At 41.9% G+C, this 18,525-nt stretch carries 18 protein-coding genes and 1 pseudogene; 8 read left to right on the top strand and 11 right to left on the bottom strand.

The genetic code is table 11. The features are described 5' to 3' along the window. Window positions 1-157: 157 nt before the first annotated feature. From V7K25_RS20210 to V7K25_RS20190, 5 genes are all read right to left on the bottom strand, one after another. Window positions 158-397, bottom strand: coding sequence for a DUF5615 family PIN-like protein (locus V7K25_RS20210; protein ID WP_335160276.1), 240 nt, complete (start codon window positions 395-397; stop codon window positions 158-160). Further along, window positions 372-500, bottom strand: a complete 129-nt coding sequence (locus V7K25_RS20205) for a hypothetical protein (protein ID WP_335160275.1) — start codon at window positions 498-500, stop codon at window positions 372-374. Before V7K25_RS20205 ends, V7K25_RS20210 begins: the two co-directional genes overlap by 26 nt. Beyond that, window positions 497-730, bottom strand: coding sequence for a DUF433 domain-containing protein (locus V7K25_RS20200; protein ID WP_094347793.1), 234 nt, complete (start codon window positions 728-730; stop codon window positions 497-499). The genes V7K25_RS20205 and V7K25_RS20200 overlap by 4 nt, the downstream gene beginning before the upstream one ends. Window positions 731-852: 122 nt before the next feature. Continuing rightward, a complete protein-coding gene (locus V7K25_RS20195; protein WP_335160290.1) occupies window positions 853-1,563 on the bottom strand; it encodes a hypothetical protein in 711 nt (236 codons plus the stop codon). Between the two features lie 150 nt (window positions 1,564-1,713). Then, the gene (locus V7K25_RS20190; protein ID WP_335160274.1) at window positions 1,714-2,436 is read right to left on the bottom strand and encodes a Uma2 family endonuclease; all 723 of its coding nucleotides are present in this window, start codon (window positions 2,434-2,436) and stop codon (window positions 1,714-1,716) included. Window positions 2,437-2,932: 496 nt separating this feature from the next. Here V7K25_RS20190 and V7K25_RS20185 point away from each other — a divergent pair. Continuing rightward, window positions 2,933-3,886 (top strand): annotated as a pseudogene (locus tag V7K25_RS20185) (DUF4351 domain-containing protein). A 186-nt stretch (window positions 3,887-4,072) separates the two neighbouring features. On the opposite strand, the gene V7K25_RS20180 reads toward V7K25_RS20185, so the two are convergent. Continuing rightward, window positions 4,073-5,650: an NAD(P)H-quinone oxidoreductase subunit 4 gene (locus V7K25_RS20180; protein WP_335160273.1), complete on the bottom strand. Its 1,578-nt coding sequence runs from the start codon at window positions 5,648-5,650 to the stop codon at window positions 4,073-4,075. A gap of 675 nt (window positions 5,651-6,325) precedes the next feature. On the opposite strand from V7K25_RS20180, the gene V7K25_RS20175 reads away from it, so the two are divergent. Together V7K25_RS20175 and V7K25_RS20170 are read left to right on the top strand one after the other, a co-directional pair. Then, entirely contained in the window at window positions 6,326-6,556 is a 231-nt protein-coding gene (locus V7K25_RS20175; RefSeq protein WP_194000940.1) for a hypothetical protein, read from the top strand. Next, entirely contained in the window at window positions 6,553-6,816 is a 264-nt protein-coding gene (locus V7K25_RS20170) for a type II toxin-antitoxin system RelE family toxin (RefSeq protein WP_335160272.1), read from the top strand. The genes V7K25_RS20175 and V7K25_RS20170 overlap by 4 nt, the downstream gene beginning before the upstream one ends. 121 nt (window positions 6,817-6,937) lie before the next feature. On the opposite strand, the gene V7K25_RS20165 is transcribed toward V7K25_RS20170, so the two are convergent. The 4 genes from V7K25_RS20165 to V7K25_RS20150 form a co-directional block, all read right to left on the bottom strand. Beyond that, entirely contained in the window at window positions 6,938-7,141 is a 204-nt protein-coding gene (locus V7K25_RS20165; protein ID WP_335160271.1) for a type II toxin-antitoxin system HicB family antitoxin, read from the bottom strand. A gap of 107 nt (window positions 7,142-7,248) precedes the next feature. Continuing rightward, window positions 7,249-9,351 (bottom strand): NAD(P)H-quinone oxidoreductase subunit 5, encoded by a 2,103-nt coding sequence (locus tag V7K25_RS20160; protein ID WP_335160270.1) that lies wholly within the window; start codon window positions 9,349-9,351, stop codon window positions 7,249-7,251. 207 nt (window positions 9,352-9,558) lie between these two features. Next, window positions 9,559-9,945: a thioredoxin family protein gene (locus V7K25_RS20155; RefSeq protein WP_335160269.1), complete on the bottom strand. Its 387-nt coding sequence runs from the start codon at window positions 9,943-9,945 to the stop codon at window positions 9,559-9,561. A 415-nt stretch (window positions 9,946-10,360) separates the two neighbouring features. Further along, window positions 10,361-11,083 carry an NnrU family protein gene (locus tag V7K25_RS20150; RefSeq protein ID WP_335160268.1) on the bottom strand — a complete coding sequence of 241 codons (723 nt, stop codon included), beginning with the start codon at window positions 11,081-11,083 and terminating at the stop codon, window positions 10,361-10,363. Window positions 11,084-11,295: 212 nt separating this feature from the next. Here V7K25_RS20150 and V7K25_RS20145 point away from each other — a divergent pair, with 212 nt between their 5' ends. The 5 genes from V7K25_RS20145 to V7K25_RS20125 all read left to right on the top strand — a co-directional run bounded on the left by V7K25_RS20145 (window position 11,296) and on the right by V7K25_RS20125 (window position 17,940). Next, entirely contained in the window at window positions 11,296-12,309 is a 1,014-nt protein-coding gene (locus V7K25_RS20145) for a LysR family transcriptional regulator (protein WP_335160267.1), read from the top strand. Between the two features lie 264 nt (window positions 12,310-12,573). Further along, entirely contained in the window at window positions 12,574-13,974 is a 1,401-nt protein-coding gene (locus V7K25_RS20140) for a serine/threonine-protein kinase (protein WP_335160266.1), read from the top strand. A gap of 26 nt (window positions 13,975-14,000) precedes the next feature. Continuing rightward, window positions 14,001-15,047, top strand: a complete 1,047-nt coding sequence (locus tag V7K25_RS20135; RefSeq protein ID WP_335160265.1) for a PstS family phosphate ABC transporter substrate-binding protein — start codon at window positions 14,001-14,003, stop codon at window positions 15,045-15,047. 154 nt (window positions 15,048-15,201) lie between these two features. Beyond that, window positions 15,202-16,599: an ABC transporter substrate-binding protein gene (locus V7K25_RS20130; protein ID WP_335160264.1), complete on the top strand. Its 1,398-nt coding sequence runs from the start codon at window positions 15,202-15,204 to the stop codon at window positions 16,597-16,599. 294 nt (window positions 16,600-16,893) lie between these two features. Beyond that, a complete protein-coding gene (locus V7K25_RS20125; protein WP_335160263.1) occupies window positions 16,894-17,940 on the top strand; it encodes a PstS family phosphate ABC transporter substrate-binding protein in 1,047 nt (348 codons plus the stop codon). Window positions 17,941-18,019: 79 nt separating this feature from the next. Here V7K25_RS20125 and V7K25_RS20120 read toward each other — a convergent pair. After that, window positions 18,020-18,525: Crp/Fnr family transcriptional regulator (locus tag V7K25_RS20120; protein WP_335160262.1), on the bottom strand; the 506-nt coding region annotated here is incomplete at its 5' end.

Genomic DNA, 18,525 nt, shown 5'->3' with positions numbered 1-18,525 from the left:
TGTGGAGTACGCAGGCTTCAATTTCCCCTAAAAGCGTAGAATAGATAGTCAGCAGGTCTTTTTGACAGCAGCATAACAGCTATGACCAAGCTACTTGAACAAGCGATCGCACGAGTAAAACAGCTTCCTGAAACAGAGCAAGATGCAATTGCTGCGCTCAAGAACTACTGGTAATTTCTACAATTGCTTCTCCTTGCCGCAGTTGTTCTATTGCATCAGGTAAAGCGATCGCAAGTAGTCGCTGTAAATTGCGATTTGTGACATTACCACAGGTTAGCCAGAGAATTTGAGGTGGTATTCCTAACCGACAGGCCAAGTCAACAAAATCGCTGTCTTTGGTCATGATTACCGCCTTAGCGACTCGTGCTGCCTCAAAAATCTCCACATCTATTAGCATCTCGTAATCCAAGCTCTCGTAAGGCAGTAGCCTCTACGTCAAAAGTCTCAGTCAGCCAAAGTGCTAATGTAGGAGGCAACTGAGCATCAATCCAAATTTTCATGCTGTCAATCGAGGAAAGTCAGTTCGCCGTGCTGCAAACAATAGACAGGCTTGGATATCTTCGAGTTCAAGATCGGGAAAATCCTCTAAAATCTCAGAAACACTGACATTCTCAGCCAACATTTCTAAAATATCACTCACACGAATCCTCATGCCTCGAATACAAGGACGACCACCACACTGACCAGGAGTTTGAGTAATGCGAGTCAACAAATCAACCCTTGAGTTCATGCAAGTATTTTAATATCAGGTACTTTTATTTAACTCTAATTCTGCGATCGCAATTACCCCAGCCTAGCATCTGGGTGTACCAACAGGGGAATCGCAGTTATCGCACACTAACCCAACAGCAGCTAAGTTGGGCAGTTTTGGGTTAGTTGTAGCTTTAGGTAATCAATGAAATCCAGAATTTCTGTATCAGTGAGTTGTAGACGCGATCGCTTGCCATATTTCTGTTGTAAATAGTCTCTTCCCTGCTCTGGAGTCCAATTTAATTGGGTTAAATATCTGTCAGTTTGAGCTATTAAAACTGCATGAATTTCTGATGCCGTTGTATTAGCAGATATTTGGATTTCATCTTGATGTAAATTTTGAATACAATTAATTTTTAAACTTACTTTTTGTCCTAAAGCTTGCCAGTCAATTTCCCTGTGTCCATTCCAACTAACACCTATAGAACGATAAGTGACTGGATTATAAATTGCACAAAATACAATTGTTCTTTCTCCAGGACTAACTGCGATCGTCAATGGATGATGCAATTGTTCAGAAGTCAAGGCATCAAGTGAAAGCAACAAACTTTTAGAAAAGTAAGATTCACTTCCTGAGCGGATAACATAAGGTTTGTCTGCCAGAATATGCAAATCAGTTTTTTCTGCTTCTCCATGTGAAGTTTCCACTTTTTTATTAACTTCTATCCCAGTTATCACCCCAGCCAAGGCTCTCTCATAAATTGGGATTTGTCTTGTATCGTCGGATAGCATATACCAGCAGTGATCCAATTCTTTGCTGACAAAAACATATTGAGGTTTTGGGACTGCTCCAAATCCTAATTTAACTTCCATATTTTTGATGCAGGTTTTGGTAAATATATTTATTGAGCAACCAGCCATGACGAGTTGCACCATCAAGCTATGAGTTGCTTTATAGATATAATTCCCTAACCAGGAAGCCAATTAACATTAAGGCAGCGAAAATTCCAAAATCTAGTGAATCTATAACAAACTTTCTGGATCAACACCAAGCGCATTCAACCTTTCAAGTAACATTTTCACCTGTTGTTCTGCTTCCACCCGTCGCTGTTCTTCAAAAGCTGTACGTTCTTCCGCTTCTCTGATGCGTTCTTCTGGTGCCAGTAATTTTTGCCCTTCTTCGTCATACCAGTACAGCCACTCCCGCACTATACCTTGATAAATTCCCCGTTCTCGCCCAATTCCTAAACCAATCTCTGGTAGCCAAACGGGATTTCCTGACATTAAGATATATTCCCCATCAACTAGGTGATACACCTCAAATGGTGTCTTTCTACGCCGAAGCGGACTATATACAACGTAGTACAAAATTCCTAATTCTTTGGCATAGAATTCTTTTTTAGTGCTATATTCTTCCCGATATATTTGGGAAACAACTTCTAGTGCTAAAATTGGCTGCTTCTTTTCTTCCCATAACACATAACTTAGGCGCAAGTCCTCATCAATGAAGCGTTTAACTCCTAAGCTGAGAAATCCATCAGGGACAATGGCTGGCTTGTCTGGGTGATAATAAATACCCATGTCAACACCAAAGAACCAATCCCAACGATCGCACCAAACTAAAGCCAGTGTCGTTTTCAGCAAGCCGGGAATTAAATTTTGGAGTTCATTATCCACAGCAGTATCATCTGAGTCGGGTAATTCTTCGGAAGATGGCAAACAATGCAGTGGATTGTAGTTTAACATGAGCGGTTTTGCCAAATTTGATTCTAGATAGATTGTAAGTAATCTATTGATGTGCGATCGCAGTGCAAGAATAAATAACCATTTTTAGTCTAGGCGTAGCCTGTTCTAGACATCGCCTGTGGATCTTTCTCAGTAGTCACAGACTTGTGATTGCAAAATTTTACATTAAATTCATGGTTTTTCGATACTGATTACCAGAGTCTCTAACTGACAATAGCAAAAAAAGGCGGAATATTTTTCTTCTGCTATGTACCGCTTCAAAAGCTTATCAAAAAAGGGCAGGTTTTGTACCTGCCTTCAAAGCAATAAATATTTAAACTAAAATAGCGATCGCTATCTAATTAGCAATTTTGAGTGCATTCAAAAAAATCTTTGGCGCCTATTTTTTTTTGCTAATATCGGCACAATTTTTAATGCATGATTTATGAATGCTATAGTTGAGCAAAGCGAAGCTCAATATTAAGAATTTTCCAAAATTATCATCTGCAATCAATTCATGACTAATATTAGTGAGCGCGCTGATTTTGATAGCCCTTGGAAAGAAATTATAGAAGCTTATTTTACCCAAGCAATGCATTTCTTTTTTCCAGAAACTTCTGTATTAATTGATTGGGAACGTCCCTACGAATTTCTAGATAAAGAATTTCAACAAATAGCTCATGAAGCTGAACAGGGTAAAAGATATGCCGATCAATTAGTCAAAGTTTGGCAAACCCAAGGGGAAGAACTTTGGTTATTAATCCATGTCGAAATTCAGGGACAAAAAGAAGATAACTTTAGCAAGCGGATGTTTACCTACAATTTTCGCATATTTGACCGCTTTGATCGACCAGCAATAAGCCTTGCAATTCTCTGCGATCCAAACCGCGAATGGCGACCAAGCAATTACAGTTACAATTATCCCAATACTCGCTTAACTTTTGAATTTGGCAGTATTAAACTTTTGGATTACGAAAATCGATTTCACGAGTTAGAAAATAGCGATAATCCATTTGCAACTGTTGTCATGGCGCATTTGAAAACACAGCAGACGCGCTCATCACCCGAACAACGCAAAATATGAAAATTTAGCTTAATTCGCAGACTATATGATTTGGGGTTAGGAGAGCAGGATATTCGCAATCTGTATCGATTTATCGATTGGGTTATGATATTACCAAAGGCATTAGAAAATCAGTTTTGGGAAGAGTTTAAACAATTTGAGCAGGAGCGGGCTATGAGATATATAACTACAGGTGAGCGCATCGGCTACAAGCGCGGAAAACAAGAAGGTGAACAACAGCTTATTTTAAGGTTACTACAAAGACGAGTGGGAGAATTATCACCAGAATTGCAAGAGCGCATCCAATCTCTTTCTTTAAATCAATTAGAAAACCTTGGCGAAGCTTTGTTAGATTTTACTGCTATGGAAGATTTACTTAACTGGTTGCAAACAAATAAATCAGCTTAAAATCTATTTTTATGATAGTTGTAAAAAATACATCTCATTATTTACCAATACAAAGTTTTTTTAACTCAGTTCGATGGGTTCTTTTTTACTTTACCGAATCAAAAATTTCGAGTTATTAACAAAAAGGGCAGGTAGAAAACCCGCCCTCAAAGCAATCAATGTTTAAACTAAAGTAGCGATCGCTACTTAATTACCAATTTGGGGCGCACTCAAAGAAACCTTTAGCGTTTCTTCTTGTTTCTGTGCTAATGTCGGCACGGAATCACGCAATCTTGCTGTCAATTGTACAGTTGTAGCGTCATACATCTGAGTCAGCAATTTGGGATAGAAACCAATACCAATAATTGGAATTAACAAACAGGCAATGATAAATACTTCACGGGGTTCAGCATCTATCAAAGCTTGGTGAGAAACTAATTCCTTGTTCTCTTCTCCGTAGAAAATTTCTCGTAACATCGACAGCAGATAAATCGGAGTTAAAATTACTCCCACTGCCATCAAGAATATAACAATGACTTTGAAGGTAGAGCTATAAGCATCGCTAGTAGCAAAGCCAACAAATACCATTAATTCTGCCACGAAACCGCTCATCCCTGGCAGTGCCAAAGAAGCCATTGAACAGGTGGTAAACATAGCGAAAATCTTCGGCATTCTCTTCGCAACACCGCCCATTTCATCCAACATCAGGGTGTGGGTGCGATCGTAAGTTGCGCCAACCAGGAAGAACAAACTCGCCCCAATTAATCCGTGGGAAACCATTTGCAACACTGCCCCACTCAATCCCAAATCGGTGAAGGAGGCAATCCCAATCATCACAAAGCCCATGTGGGAAATTGAGGAGTAGGCAATTTTTCGCTTCAGGTTGCGCTGGGCAAAGGATGTTAAGGCAGCGTAGATGATATTAACTACCCCCAAAACCACCAACACTGGTGCAAAATAAGCGTGGGCATCGGGGAGCATTTGGGCATTCATCCTAACTAAGGCGTAACCGCCCATTTTCAACAGAATACCTGCTAATAGCATGTGTACGGGCGCTGTGGCTTCACCGTGGGCATCAGGTAGCCAGGTGTGCAAGGGAATAATCGGCAACTTGACAGCGTAGGCAATCAGGAAGCCAGCATAGGCCGCAAGTTGGAAATTGAGGGCAAAGTCTTTTAAGGCGAGCGATCGCATGTCAAACGTCACCGTATCGCCGTAAAATCCCATTGTCAGGGCAGACAGCAAAATAAACAGCGAACCGCCTGCGGTGTATAAAATAAATTTAGTCGCTGCATACTGCCGTCTTTTGCCTCCCCAAATCGACAGCAAGAAGTATATCGGTACTAGTTCCAGTTCCCACACCAGGAAAAATAACAGCATATCCTGGACAGCGAACACGGCAATTTGACCGCCATACATCGCCAAAATCAAGAAGTAAAATAGCTTCGGCTTGAAGGTAACAGGCCAAGCTGCTAAAATCGCCAGCGTGGTAATGAATCCAGTCAAAATAATTAGGGGCATAGATAAACCATCTGCCCCTACTGACCAATTCAAATCTAGTTGGGGTACCCAGGGGTAACTCTCGACCAACTGCAAATCTGGATTGGAGAAATCATACCCAGTATAAAAAGCATAAACAATTAGTGCAAAATCTATCAGCCCTACAATGAGGGAGTACCAGCGCACTGTTTTGCCTTCTTTATCCGGGATGATGGGAATCAGTAGTGAAGCGGCTATCGGCAACAGAATAATCGTCGTCAGCCACGGAAAATTAGCTGTATTCATCACAATTCGTCTGCTATCAAAATCATGTTTGGCAAAAAGTCACTAGTTATTAAGTAACAGCTTTTTGAGGATTTCGTCTTCCTCGTTAGGTTGATTTAATTAAATTGGCAATCCCCTATTTTTCCTCTTGGGAGTCTTTTTTGACAGTTGCGGGTGCGGAATGTGCGTTGTGATACTCCCAGCTAAGTCAAAAATTTACCTTAAAAAAGTTGGTAAAATTATAGTTGAGGGGTGCGATGTCTACGATAAGCCGCTCCGCGTCTACGCGTAGTCCAACCCATCGCTAAAAATACACGATGCTGTTTGGTGGTTGTTGAAAAAAGCGATTTGGTACAAAAAAGCATAGCAGGAGAAATAAGGGACTTCCAAGAAATAAATTATCCAAATAAACGAACCACAGAGACGCAGAGAACACAGAGAGAAGAGGAATAGAGAGGATTTTTGTGTCAATTTGGGGATATTTTTTTATTTGGAAGTCCCTAACCATAATGATAATCCCACAAATTGAAAGTCAAATTCGTTATGTCACCAACGTAAATGGAGAAACAACAGATGGACTCGTCCCTGTATAACTTTGGCAATAGATCGCTCTCATCACGACAATAGGTGATTTGATTGAGTTTTTTTAGTAAATTAGTAAAATAGACAGGGAAAGTTGATAAAGGAAATTTAATTATGTCATCTCCAGCGATCGCTACTGTAATTAAGATGATGGAATCTTTATCTGAAGATGTGCAAGAAAGAGTTGCAGAACATCTCCGAGAGTACCTGGAAGATTTGCAAGATGAATTGAAATGGAATAAATCATTTAAGAAAACTCAACAACAACTGATCGCATCTGCCCAATCTGCTAAAAGAGAGATTGCAGAAGGGCTTGCAAAACCAATGAACTATGAAAATTTGTGAAGTCTGCAACTCTTCCTTCGTTTTGGGATAAATATCAGTCCCTTGACAAGCAAGTTAGACAGAGTGCAAGAAAAGCTTATCAGTTATGGAGAGAAAATCCTTTTCATCCGTCTTTGCATTTCAAATGTATAAATAAGGAGGAGAATATTTGGTCTGTCAGAATAACTCGCAATTATCGAGCAATTGGCGTTTTGGAGGGTGACACAGTTACATGGTTCTGGATAGGTAGCCATGACGATTATGAAAGCTTTTTTTCATAACAGGATCGCTATTTGATTTACCACTTATAATAAAATTCCATATTTTGAATAACCCATCGCTAAAGCAGAAACACAAATAAGAACACTAAACTGCCAAGCTTACTAATTAAATCTCTTCGTTTCATGAGACTTCAAGTTCTGCAACTCTACGAATATTTTGGATCTTTCCACTTGTTAATTCGCTGTAAATATCAAGTAGATTTTCTCTTAGCTCCTCTTCTGTTTCACCCTGAGTCCAATAGTCAGGATATTCTTCGAGATAACCTAACCACATATCATCATCTTGCCAGTAAATGTATTTCTTCTTTGTCATGTGCCTATTCACTGCCTTTTTCTAAACTATCGAATTACTGAACTATCAGCCAAAAAAAAGGAGTCTAACTTAGACTCTTAAAAAACTTAGGGGCGGACGATCGCCCACCCCGATTAAAATTAGGTAACACCAAAAACAATCACTAAGCCCAAAACCGCCCCAAACACAATCAAGGCATAGAATTGAGCGCGACCGTTTTCTAGGTACTTCAGACCTTCACCACTGACAAGGGTGAAAAAGCCTGTGAGGTTAACAGCACCATCAACAACGCGGAAGTCAACTTCCATAACTTGTCTAGCTACGCGACGCAAGCCGAGGACAAAAACCCGATGATAAATGTCATCAAAGTACCACTTGTTGAGGGATAACTCGTAAAGTGGTTGGATTTTAGCAGCGATCGCAGCCGGATCAATTTTACGGCGCAAATACATCAGCGAAGCCAGGGTAATCGCAATCAAGGATATTCCGACTGAAGCACCCGCCATGATGTAGAATTCCGTCGGATTGAATTCGGCAGCCTTTTCTATAACTTCGGAGAGGGTTTCACTAGGAGGAAAGATAAACTCTTCAAAATAATTGGCGTAGGGAGTTCCCACCAAACCAATCAAAATCGAAGGCACAGCCAACAGTGCCAACGGCAGCGTCATTGTCCACGGCGATTCGTGGGGGGAGTCGCTGTGATGACCGTGGGAGTCATGGGAATCATTATGCTGACTAGTTGCCGCCAATTCTCCTTTCTTCATCGCCCCAGGCCCAAAATTCGGGGCTGGTTCTGCTGACTCTAATTCCAGGACAATTGTCGCGGCAGCACTCTTGAGTTTTTGCTTGATTTTCTCGTCATTACCCCGGAATTTGCCTTCAAATGTCGAGAAATACATTCTAAACATATAGAAAGCCGTAATCCCGGCAGTTAGCCAGCCGATAAACCAGAGGAGTGGGTTAGCCTCAAAAGCCTTCCCCAAAATTTCATCTTTTGACCAGAAACCAGCAAAGGGTGGAATACCAGAAATTGCCAAGCAACCAATCAAAAAGGTAGTTGCTGTGATGGGCATATACTTCCGCAGTCCACCCATCAAGCGCATATCTTGCGCTAAGGCGGGGTCGTGTCCAACGACACCTTCCATACCGTGAATTACGGAACCTGAACCCAAGAACAGCATCGCCTTAAAATAGGCGTGGGTCATCAGGTGGAATAGTCCAGCACTGTAGGAACCTATTCCCATTGCCATCACCATATAACCAAGTTGGGAAATGGTGGAGTAAGCCAAGCCCTTTTTGATGTCGTTTTGGGTAATGGCAATAGTTGCCCCCAAAAACGCCGTAAACGCCCCAGTAAAAGCAATGACATTCATTGCGGCTGGAACGTCTTCAAATACTGGGTACATCCGGGCAATCAGGAAAACACCAGCCGCCACCATTGTTGCCGCGTGAATCAAGGCAGAAATGGGGGTGGGGCCTTCCATCGCATCTGGTAGCCAGACGTGGAGGGGAAATTGCGCTGATTTTGCAACTGGACCTAAGAAAACTAAAATCGCAAACAGGACAGCGAGAAAATTGCTGATAGAACCTGATTCGACAAGTTGAGCGAGGCGATCGCCCATGATATTAAAATCAAAGCTTCCTGTTGCCCAGAACAGCCCCAAAATGCCGAGTAATAAACCAAAGTCGCCCACCCGGTTGGTTACAAATGCTTTTTGAGCGGCATCTGCTGCTGACTTGCGATCGTACCAAAAACCGACCAGCAAGTAGGAACACATCCCGACGAGTTCCCAGAATATATAAATCTGTACTAGGTTGGGGCTGACCACCAAACCTAACATTGAAGAGCCAAATAAACTGAGATAGGCGTAAAACCTCACGTAACCGGGATCGTGAGCCATGTAGCCATCGGTGTAAACCATGACTAAGCAGGCTACCGTTGTGACAATCACCAGCATTAGGGCTGTCAGGTGGTCAATAGTGTAGCCCATGCTCAGGTGAAAATTACCTGCTGCCGCCCACTCAAAGGTGCGTAAATAAGGCGCGTGTCCTTGAATTTGACTCCAGAGCAAGGCAAACGACATCCCCATAGCTGCTGCCATCATGGAGATAATCACCACAGCATTAAGCTGGCGGAGGCGGTTTGTCACCTGATTCAACGAGATTAACCCTAGACCGACCAGCATTGCCCCAAGAAGAGGGAACACCGGAATCAGCCAGGCATACTGATAGATTACTTCCATCACTGACGCCTACTTTTAGAATTCTTGATTTAGCGTGTCGAAACTGTTAATAATTGTGACACACACCCTTTAGGATAAAATAACCCACCCAAGACTGAGTTGGGTGGGGTGTTAAGCATGGTTTTAGATTTGGTCATTAGTCATTGGTCATTGGTCATTAGTCTTTAGCCCCATGCCCCATGCCCCATGCCCAATACCCAATATCCATTAGGCTGACCAACACTCTAAGTCCACTGTTTTTGAACTTTTGTAAATTTTCGAGCTATTGGTGTACCTACCTTTAATGTCTTCTAAAGCTATACGTAAATCTTCTCTACCACGAAAGCATTCCAAGCGATGGCGAATAGTGCCATTTTCAATCAATAGTAAAGTAGGTAGTGATTTGAGCCTATAAGTAGTAGACAATTTAAAATTTTGATCGGCGTTAACCCCAACTAATTTAATTTCTTCCCCACATTGGGCTTGAAATTGCAATAGCAGTGGGTGGATAATCCGACACAAGCCACACCAAGGTGCTTCAAAATTAACTAAAACAGGAATAGGAGATTCTAAAACTTCTTGAGTAAATGTCTGCTCACTAACCGACAACACCATGACGCCTCTTGGATTATAAGGTTTTTATATTAAACTACCTATCAGCATAGAAGTGAAACATTGGCAAGTCAGTAACTGCCGATAGATGCTTTCAGGAACCAAATCTCAGGACACAGAATAATTAGGCAAAAATTGAGCGTGTTGATGTGTCTCTGACAATAAAAGCCAGCGCCATTCTCATGGTGGCTTGTTTGGATGTTAGGCTCCTGATTGCCATGTACACCTGGGGATCTGACTGAATCTGAGCATTTTTCCCCAAGGAAAAGCAACTAACCAATAACTACCAATTTAAAATCTTAACTCGACTCAGACCACCCCATCGATAGATGTTTGAATTTATCCTACATTGATTTAGGGCAATTGATAAGCTGAAATCCTCATCTATTTTGGATTTTATGCTGACACTGGGGATCGTCTAGATTTCCCATCTTATCTTACTAGTTGCTTCCAGCAACAGAGGGTGCGATAACCAAAGCAAAGCTATAAAAATGGCAACTCCCAAATAGGAAGGGCGAATAAATTCCTGCCATTTGATAGATTGACGCCCGTCGATAATTGCTTTAAAGGGAATAATTGAAGTCCGTTGTTTGGCAATTTCAAAGGCTTCCCCATAACGATCGCTTAAACGGCGATCGCCATGCCAAACTCCAAACAAGTGATGCAACACTAATCCAATAGAAGTGACAAGTGTGAAGGTAGTACCAAGCCACAGAGTATGGGCAACACACCAAATTATTTGTCCTACCATCTGAGGATGACGGGTAATCCGAATAATTCCTGTTTCATAGAGATGAACTTGGGGCTTTTGAATGGCAGCAATTTCTAGTAGATTGAAGGTAGCAGGATATAAAAATAAAAACGAGATAGCTGACAGCAGCCAAACAAATTCTCGCACTCCTGCTACTCCTTGTACCTGCCAAAGTTGCAAACCATCATATCGATGCCCAAAAAAGTAAATAATTAATATCACAGCCAACGGTAGGCTGACTAATGCAAAGAGAACGCGATAAAGCCTTGGGCCAATATATTTTTCTGCCCAAGGACGCAAAGCAGCGCCTCCACTGTGAGCGATCGCAAAAACTATTTGTAGCCCCAGCATGACAAAATGACTGGGTGTCAACCAAGAAATCAACAGCATATACACGGGTGAAATAATTTAAAGAAAATGGAACTCAGTACAACCAATACCACAAAGTATTCAAAGGGAGACTTTAGTCAAGATGTTGTGCTACTGTCTTTTTCGAGTCAAGTTTTCAAGTTTAATATGCAACAAATCATACCTGGCTAATTATTGCCAAACCTGATTTGTTGTGTGCATCCGCTCCTTTTAAAGTTTGTGGTTTGAGCCTTATGTCTGACCTTCCTTTCACTTTAGATCAGTTACGTATTTTAAAAGCGATCGCCCAAGAAGGAAGCTTCAAGCGTGCCGCTGATAGTCTTTACGTTTCTCAACCTGCCGTCAGCTTGCAAGTGCAAAATCTCGAACGGCAGCTAGATGTCCCCCTATTTGACCGGGGAGGACGACGCGCCCAATTAACCGAAGCAGGGCATCTACTCCTAAGTTACGGTGAAAAAATCCTCAGTCTGTGTCAGGAAACCTGTCGCGCGATCGAGGATTTACAAAATCTCCAAGGCGGTACTTTAATTGTCGGTGCTTCTCAAACCACTGGCACTTATCTTTTACCCAAGATGATCGGGATGTTCCGACAAAAATATCCAGATGTGGCAGTGCAATTACACGTCCACTCTACCCGGCGGACTGCTTGGAGCGTCGCTAACGGACAAGTTGATTTGGCAATTATCGGTGGTGAAATTCCTGGTGAATTATCAGAATCCTTGGAAGTTCTTTCTTACGCTGAAGACGAACTAGCGTTAATTCTACCTGTCTTTCATCCCTTTAGCAAACTGGAAAAAATCCAAAAAGAAGACCTATACAAATTACAATTCATTGCCCTAGATTCCCAATCTACTATCCGCAAAGTAATTGACCAAGTGCTAGCACGCTGTGAAATTGATACCAGACGTTTTAAGGTTGAAATGGAATTAAATTCCATTGAAGCAATTAAAAATGCTGTGCAATCTGGTTTGGGGGCTGCCTTTGTTTCAACTAGCGCGATCGCTAAAGAGTTACAAATGGGTGTTCTGCATCGTACCCCCATTGAAGGAGTTGTTGTCAAACGGACACTGTGGCTGATTTTTAATCCTAATCGCTATAGATCCAAGGCCGCAGAAGCTTTTAGCCGGGAAATTTTGCCCCAGTTTGCTAATCCTGGATGGAGTCAAGATGTGTTAACATTGGCACAAAAAAGCATAGTGATATCTACATTAGATATAGCAACGTCTACCTCTGCCGCCGAAGACTAAAATCTGGTGATTAGTCCTACCCTTAGGGGGTCTACGTCATTTGTCCTATGTTTTTTGTGAATCACCAATGAACAAATAATTCGTAATTCGTAATTGGTAATTATTATTTCATAGCTTTTCACCTAGCGTAACGTAGGCAAGCTAAGAATTTGACATCAGTAAAAAAGTTTCCTGTTCTTGATAAAGAAGTTTAGTTTCTATGTAACCTAAATGAATTACGCATTATCAATTACGAATTATTTTGACTAATGACTAATCACAAAAATGGAAGTTTACTGTACTCGTCCACGTTGCCCACGCCCACAAAACTATTTTGCCGATTTAGATGATATTACGACGCTGAAAACAACGCAGCAAAAATACTGTACTAGCTGTGGTATGCCACTGCTACTAGATGGTCGATATGTCCCCATAAAGCTGCTGGGAAGGGGGGGATTTGGAGCAGCCTTTTTGGCACGCGATCGCCGAATACCTGGAATGCGCCAATGCGTAGTAAAGCAGTTTCAACCGGCGGGAAATTTAAGCTTCAATCAACTGCAACAAGCACAGTTGATGTTTGAGAGAGAGGCAGAAGTTTTATCACAACTGGGTAACGATCACGAGCAAATCCCTGACTTGTTTGCTTTCTTTCCAGTGATAGTTAATGGTTTACAACCAGGACAGCAAGACCAGTTTTTTTACTTGGTACAAGAATACATTGATGGGCAAAACTTAGAGGAAGAATTAGTTCAACAAGGCAAGTTTTCTGAACAGCAAGTGTTGGAGGTGCTGCAAGAAATCCTGAAGGTGCTAAAGTTTGTCCATTATAGAGGCATTATTCACAGAGATATTAAACCCTCTAACATCATGCGCCGTCGTGATGGTAAACTTTTTTTACTAGATTTTGGCGCAGTTAAGCAAGTAACAAATGCTGCACTTGGTTCTGCTGCTTCTTCCACAGGAATTTATTCTATGGGATTTGCACCGCCTGAGCAGATGGCTGGGGGTCAAGTCTTTCCATCTACGGATTTATACGCTTTGGCTGTAACTATTCTTATTTTGTTGACAAATCAAGAAGCAGTTCAACTCTTTGATGCCTATAGCAACCAGTGGAAATGGCGAACCCAAGTGACTGTCAGCCCTCGCCTTGCTGATATCTTAGACAAGATGCTGCTACCTGCTGCTAATCAGCGTTTCCAGTCAGCCCAAGAGGTTTTAGATGCACTTAACTCACAGGCGGCTCATGCTTCTACACAACAAAATTCGCCTTCTGTAACACTTCCGCCACAACCACCCAGTTCTAGTCCCGTCGTCCCCCGCCCTTCACCAACTCAACCAGCCTTTTCGACAGTGGAATTGCTGGGTGGGGCGGCATTTAGTGGATTTGAAGGAGCATTAATTGTGATCGCCCTCTTCAGTCTAGTAAAATCACCAATAGTTACTTTCACTGTTGCATGTGTGATTTTGGGCATACTGATATTTGCCCAAACTAGGCGGTGGATTGAAAAGTTCGATTTATTAATTATTCCAACAATTAGTTTTGCTATTATTTTTTTTATCCCTTTTTTACGGGGGGGTCATGGTATTCAGGAAGTAGTAATTTTATCAGTTGCAGCAGCCTTAGTAGCCATTTCTTTAACAGCCGTGTTTCGACTTATTTATAAATTATTATCCCTCTTACTTTAAAAAACTCCTGGTGCTAACAGCTAACTATGTCTCAGAAAAACGAAACACTTAGCCTTTTCTTAGCTGCTATCATCACCATTGGCTTAATCTTTAGTGGCTTATGGTTTTTTATGGAACGGTGGGCGCAACTAAATGGAACTGTTCCTAAACCTTCGGGGAGTAGCAACACAGATAATTCCACAAAGCAGTTTGTCAACAACAAATGTAACGTACCAAATCTTCCAGAAGGAACATTCACCTATGGAGGTAGCACAACCTGGGCACCCATTCGTAAAGACGTAGACTCTGTATTAGAAAGCCTGTGCCCTCAATTTACTTTACGTTATACTCAACCTCCTTCAGGTCAACCAGGATCTGGAACTGGGATTCGGATGTTGATAGATAATCAACTAGCTTTTTCTCAATCTTCTCGCTCAATTAAGGCAGAAGAAAATGCCGAAGCTAAACAAAAAGGTTTTAGTTTGAAAGAGATTCCGGTGGCGATTGATGGAATTGCGATCGCAGTTAACCAAAATCTTAATGTTTCTGGTTTAACTGTCGCCCAACTCAAAGATATCTACACTGGCAAAATTACTAATTGGCAACAGGTGAGTGGGCCAAATTTACCAATTACAGTCTACTCTCGCAGTAAAGAAGCTGGGGGAACAGTCGAGTTTTTTGTAGAAAATGTTTTAAATAAAGAGAATTTTGGTAATAACGTTAATTACATTAGTACAACCACAGAAGCAGTACGCAAAGTAGCTGCAAGTCCTGGTGGAATTTACTATGCTTCTGCTCCAGAGGTTGTACCCCAGTGTATGATTAAATCCCTACCACTAGGGCGGACAAGCGGTCAATTTGTGCCTCCCTACCAAGAACCCCTTGTACCTCAATCTGAATGTCCCAATAAACGTAACCAGTTGAATAGTCAGGCGTTTCGTAGTGGAGATTATGCAATTACTCGCAATTTATTTGTAATTGTTAAACAGAATGGTCAAACAGATCAGCAAGCTGGAGAAGCTTATGCAAATTGGCTGCTGACACCTCAGAGTCAAGAACTGATCGAAAAGGCTGGATTTGTCAGAATTAAATGATCCAAATTGTTAAAATTATCGAAATAATCAAATTAGGAATTATACAAAAACTCTCTTAAACTTTTATTTATCGTGCATCTGGAATAGTTCGTTTTTTACCTTCAGACATAAGTTCTACAAATAATAAACATTTTTATTTTATTTAAATTTGTTCATGTCACAAAAAAATGAAACTAAAATTTTAGCTTTGACCCTGCTGTTGACCGTTGGAATAGTTGGCGGTAGTGTTTGGTGGTTTACTAACAATGGGGTCAAATTTAGTAATAGTATCACTCAAAATCCAGAAACAGGTAGCAATCTATCTTTACAAGACCGCATTAGTTTTGGGGAAAAATCCTTGACTTTGGGTGACATTTCTCCAGTGAAAAAAGAAGGAGTACAGGCGATCGCAGCTAAAAGTTATGATAAAGCGATCGCTAATTTTACAGATGCCCTAAAACTCAACCGTAACGATCCAGAGACGCTAATTTTTCTGAACAATGCCCGCATTGGTTCTTCCAAGAGCTACACCATTATGGCTTCTGTACCATTCGGCACTGACCCCAATGCTGCTTTAGAGATTTTGCGTGGCATCGCCCAAGCCCAAAATGAAATTAATACCTCTGGAGGAGTTAAGGGAGTACCGTTAAGGGTAGGGATAGTTAACGATGATGATAATCCACAAATAGCCAAGCAAATCGCTTCTAACCTAGTTAGTAATTCAGAAGTATTAGGTGTAGTTGGGCCTAATACTAGCGATTCCACCTTAGCCGCCGGTACTATTTATACTTCAGGACAACTTGTAACAATTTCCCCTACCAGTACATCTGTAAAAATTTCTAACTTTAGCCGCTACGTTTTTCGCACGGTTCCCAGTGATTTTATGGCTGCTAGAAGTTTAGCCAACTATATGGTGAGAACCTTGCAGAAAAAAAATGCAGTGATTTTCTTTAATTCTCAGAGTAACTATAGCCAGTCCTTAAAGTCCGAGTTTGTTTCATCTGTTTCCCTAGAGGGTGGACAAGTATCCAGCGAATTTGATTTGTCTCAGGTGGGTTTTAGTGCGGCTAAAAGTGTAGAACAAGCAACTAAGCAAGGTGCAGAAGTATTGATGTTAGCTGCTAACACTGAAACTCTCGATAAAGCGCTGCAAGTAATTCAGATTAACCAGAAAAAGTTAACTCTGCTGGCGGGAGATGATGTTTATACCCCTAAAACTTTAGAAATTGGCAGAGAACAAGCTGTGGGGATGGTATTGGCAGTTCCCTGGCATATTCATAGCGATCCTAAGTCAGATTTTCCTCAGAAATCGGGGCAGCTATGGGGCGGTGACGTGAGTTGGCGAAGTGCCCTTAGCTATGATGCCACTGTAGCTCTGATTGAGGCATTAAAACGCAATCCTACACGTTCTGGAGTACAACTTGCACTCTTATCCTCTGACTTTTCTGCCACTGGTGCTTCTGGTACAATTCGGTTTTTAGCATCAGGCGATCGCAATGCGCCAGTCCAACTTGTAAAAATTGTTCCTGGTTCCCGCTCCGGCACGAATTATGACTTTGAACCAGTCCGATAATCAGTAATAAAAAATTAAAAATTAACCAATACTTAACCTGGAAAAATCCTCAAAATGAGAAATTGAACTTTATGGGGAAAAACTTTACTGTCAATTTGTTCTTACCAGCGCTCAAATTTAAAAAACACACAATAATCCAAGGGAGATTTATTATACCTTGGCATCTTTTGTAGTCAAAAGTGAGGATTTGTCAGCATTTGTTAATAAAACACCCGTCCTCCAAATACAATTTCAAATAGCAAGCACTTATCAAGTTAAGCATTTGTATTGAATGGACGCGTGAGTAATTATACTATGTCCCAAAAAAATGAAACAACTATTCTTGTATTATCCATCCTAATCACGGTCGGGCTAATAGCTGGCGGTTTTTGGTGGTTTACTAAAAAGTCTGGTGTTAACCTAAATACAATTAATTCTAGTAGCACCAAAACGCCCCAAGCCGCATCAGAACAGGCTAGTGGCAATAATTTTACTTCAGTACAGGATGTTCCTACAGGATTATTTAATTACGGAGGCAGTACATCTTGGGCGCCGATTCGGTTGGTAGTTGATCCAGCACTTCAAGCCGCGCGGCCAGAGTTTCGGCTGCGCTATGTAGAACCCAGTAATGCATCTCCTGGTACTGGTACTGGCATTCAATCTCTGATAGACGGTCAACTAGCTTTTGCCCAGTCCTCCCGACCAGTTCTAGATCAGGAATTAAACCGTGCCCAGCAGCGTGGGTTCACTTTGAAACAAATTCCTGTGGCAATTGATGGTTTAGCAGTTGCAGTTAACCCTAACCTTAACATCCAAGGGCTAACTGTAGACCAGTTAAAGTCAATTTACACAGGTAAAATCAATAATTGGAGCCAGGTGGGCGGCCCCAATATTCCGATTAAGCCCTATTCCCGTCGCATTGCTGATGGCGGTACGGTGGAACTTTTTGTCCAAGATATCTTGGGTGGTCAACCTTTCAGTCCCAATGTGGAATTTATCTCCACAACCACCCAAGCCTTGCAAAAATTGGCTGGTAGTCCTGGTAGTATCTACTACGCTTCTGCCCCAGAGGTGATTCCTCAATGCTCAATCAAAGCCTTGCCGTTGGGGCGGACGCAAGGGCAATATATTGCTCCATACCAAGAACCATCTGTCCTCCCGTCCGAATGTCCTGGTAAACGGAACAAATTGAACATTGAGGCTTTCCAGTCAGGAAAATACCCAATTACCCGAAATCTGTTTGTGGTGGTCAAACAGAATGGTCAGACTGAGCAGCAAGCAGGTGTCGCTTACGCCAACTTACTGCTGACTGAGCAGGGACAGGAACTTATTTCCCAAGCTGGGTTTGTCAAAATTCGCTGACTCTTGCGATCGTCTCCGGCGGGGCGTAGCCCATCGCGCTCAAGACAGAGTGGCGGAAATCGCCGCTCTGAACTGTGCTTTAACCAGCTCTATTAATCGACTCTGCTGGCAAGCAAATGAGATTATCGCCTTGAGTCAGGATTAAACCACGTTGACGCAGCTTACCCATCAAGCGGGTGACAGTAACACGAGTGGAACCAATCGCACTACCAATTTGGGCATGGGTGAGGGGGAAGGGCAGACAATAACCGCGAATCACATCAGGATCAGTGTCGCTCATTGCTGGCTCTCCATATTCCTCAATTAACAATGTGAGAAATCCTAAGAGTCGGTCAATTGTGCGGCGTTGTCCCAAGGCACTCAGCCACAGTAGCTTACGCTGGTGCTGATACCTAAAGGCATCCATAACTTCACGACGGAAGTGAGGCCAGTTGTCTAAGTCATGCCAGTACATCCACAACACCGCAGTTTGGTCAACATGGGCGTAGGACTGGAGTGTGAATGGTGATTGAGCAACAATTTCAAATGGCTGTCCCGCTCCCACAAAACCCAAGAACGCTTCTTCTGGGGTTCTGTTAATTCGTC

The organism is Nostoc sp. (assembly GCF_036919495.1).
Classification (GTDB): Bacteria; Cyanobacteriota; Cyanobacteriia; order Cyanobacteriales; family Nostocaceae; genus Nostoc.
Note: the sequence above shows the minus strand (reverse complement) of the source record. Positions and strands in the feature narration are given on the sequence as shown.

What these genes read in the sequence shown, in the direction of transcription:
- V7K25_RS20155 (WP_335160269.1), bottom strand. Translation starts at nt 9,945, where the DNA reads ATGGTGTTGTCGGTTAGTGAGCAGACATTTACTCAAGAAGTTTTAGAA.
- V7K25_RS20190 (WP_335160274.1), bottom strand. Translation starts at nt 2,436, where the DNA reads ATGTTAAACTACAATCCACTGCATTGTTTGCCATCTTCCGAAGAATTA.
- V7K25_RS20180 (WP_335160273.1), bottom strand. Translation starts at nt 5,650, where the DNA reads ATGAATACAGCTAATTTTCCGTGGCTGACGACGATTATTCTGTTGCCG.
- V7K25_RS20130 (WP_335160264.1), top strand. Translation starts at nt 15,202, where the DNA reads ATGTCACAAAAAAATGAAACTAAAATTTTAGCTTTGACCCTGCTGTTG.
- V7K25_RS20200 (WP_094347793.1), bottom strand. Translation starts at nt 730, where the DNA reads ATGAACTCAAGGGTTGATTTGTTGACTCGCATTACTCAAACTCCTGGT.
- V7K25_RS20135 (WP_335160265.1), top strand. Translation starts at nt 14,001, where the DNA reads ATGTCTCAGAAAAACGAAACACTTAGCCTTTTCTTAGCTGCTATCATC.
- V7K25_RS20150 (WP_335160268.1), bottom strand. Translation starts at nt 11,083, where the DNA reads ATGCTGTTGATTTCTTGGTTGACACCCAGTCATTTTGTCATGCTGGGG.
- V7K25_RS20175 (WP_194000940.1), top strand. Translation starts at nt 6,326, where the DNA reads ATGTCATCTCCAGCGATCGCTACTGTAATTAAGATGATGGAATCTTTA.
- V7K25_RS20125 (WP_335160263.1), top strand. Translation starts at nt 16,894, where the DNA reads ATGTCCCAAAAAAATGAAACAACTATTCTTGTATTATCCATCCTAATC.
- V7K25_RS20140 (WP_335160266.1), top strand. Translation starts at nt 12,574, where the DNA reads ATGGAAGTTTACTGTACTCGTCCACGTTGCCCACGCCCACAAAACTAT.
- V7K25_RS20160 (WP_335160270.1), bottom strand. Translation starts at nt 9,351, where the DNA reads ATGGAAGTAATCTATCAGTATGCCTGGCTGATTCCGGTGTTCCCTCTT.
- V7K25_RS20195 (WP_335160290.1), bottom strand. Translation starts at nt 1,563, where the DNA reads ATGGAAGTTAAATTAGGATTTGGAGCAGTCCCAAAACCTCAATATGTT.
- V7K25_RS20205 (WP_335160275.1), bottom strand. Translation starts at nt 500, where the DNA reads ATGAAAATTTGGATTGATGCTCAGTTGCCTCCTACATTAGCACTTTGG.
- V7K25_RS20145 (WP_335160267.1), top strand. Translation starts at nt 11,296, where the DNA reads ATGTCTGACCTTCCTTTCACTTTAGATCAGTTACGTATTTTAAAAGCG.
- V7K25_RS20210 (WP_335160276.1), bottom strand. Translation starts at nt 397, where the DNA reads ATGCTAATAGATGTGGAGATTTTTGAGGCAGCACGAGTCGCTAAGGCG.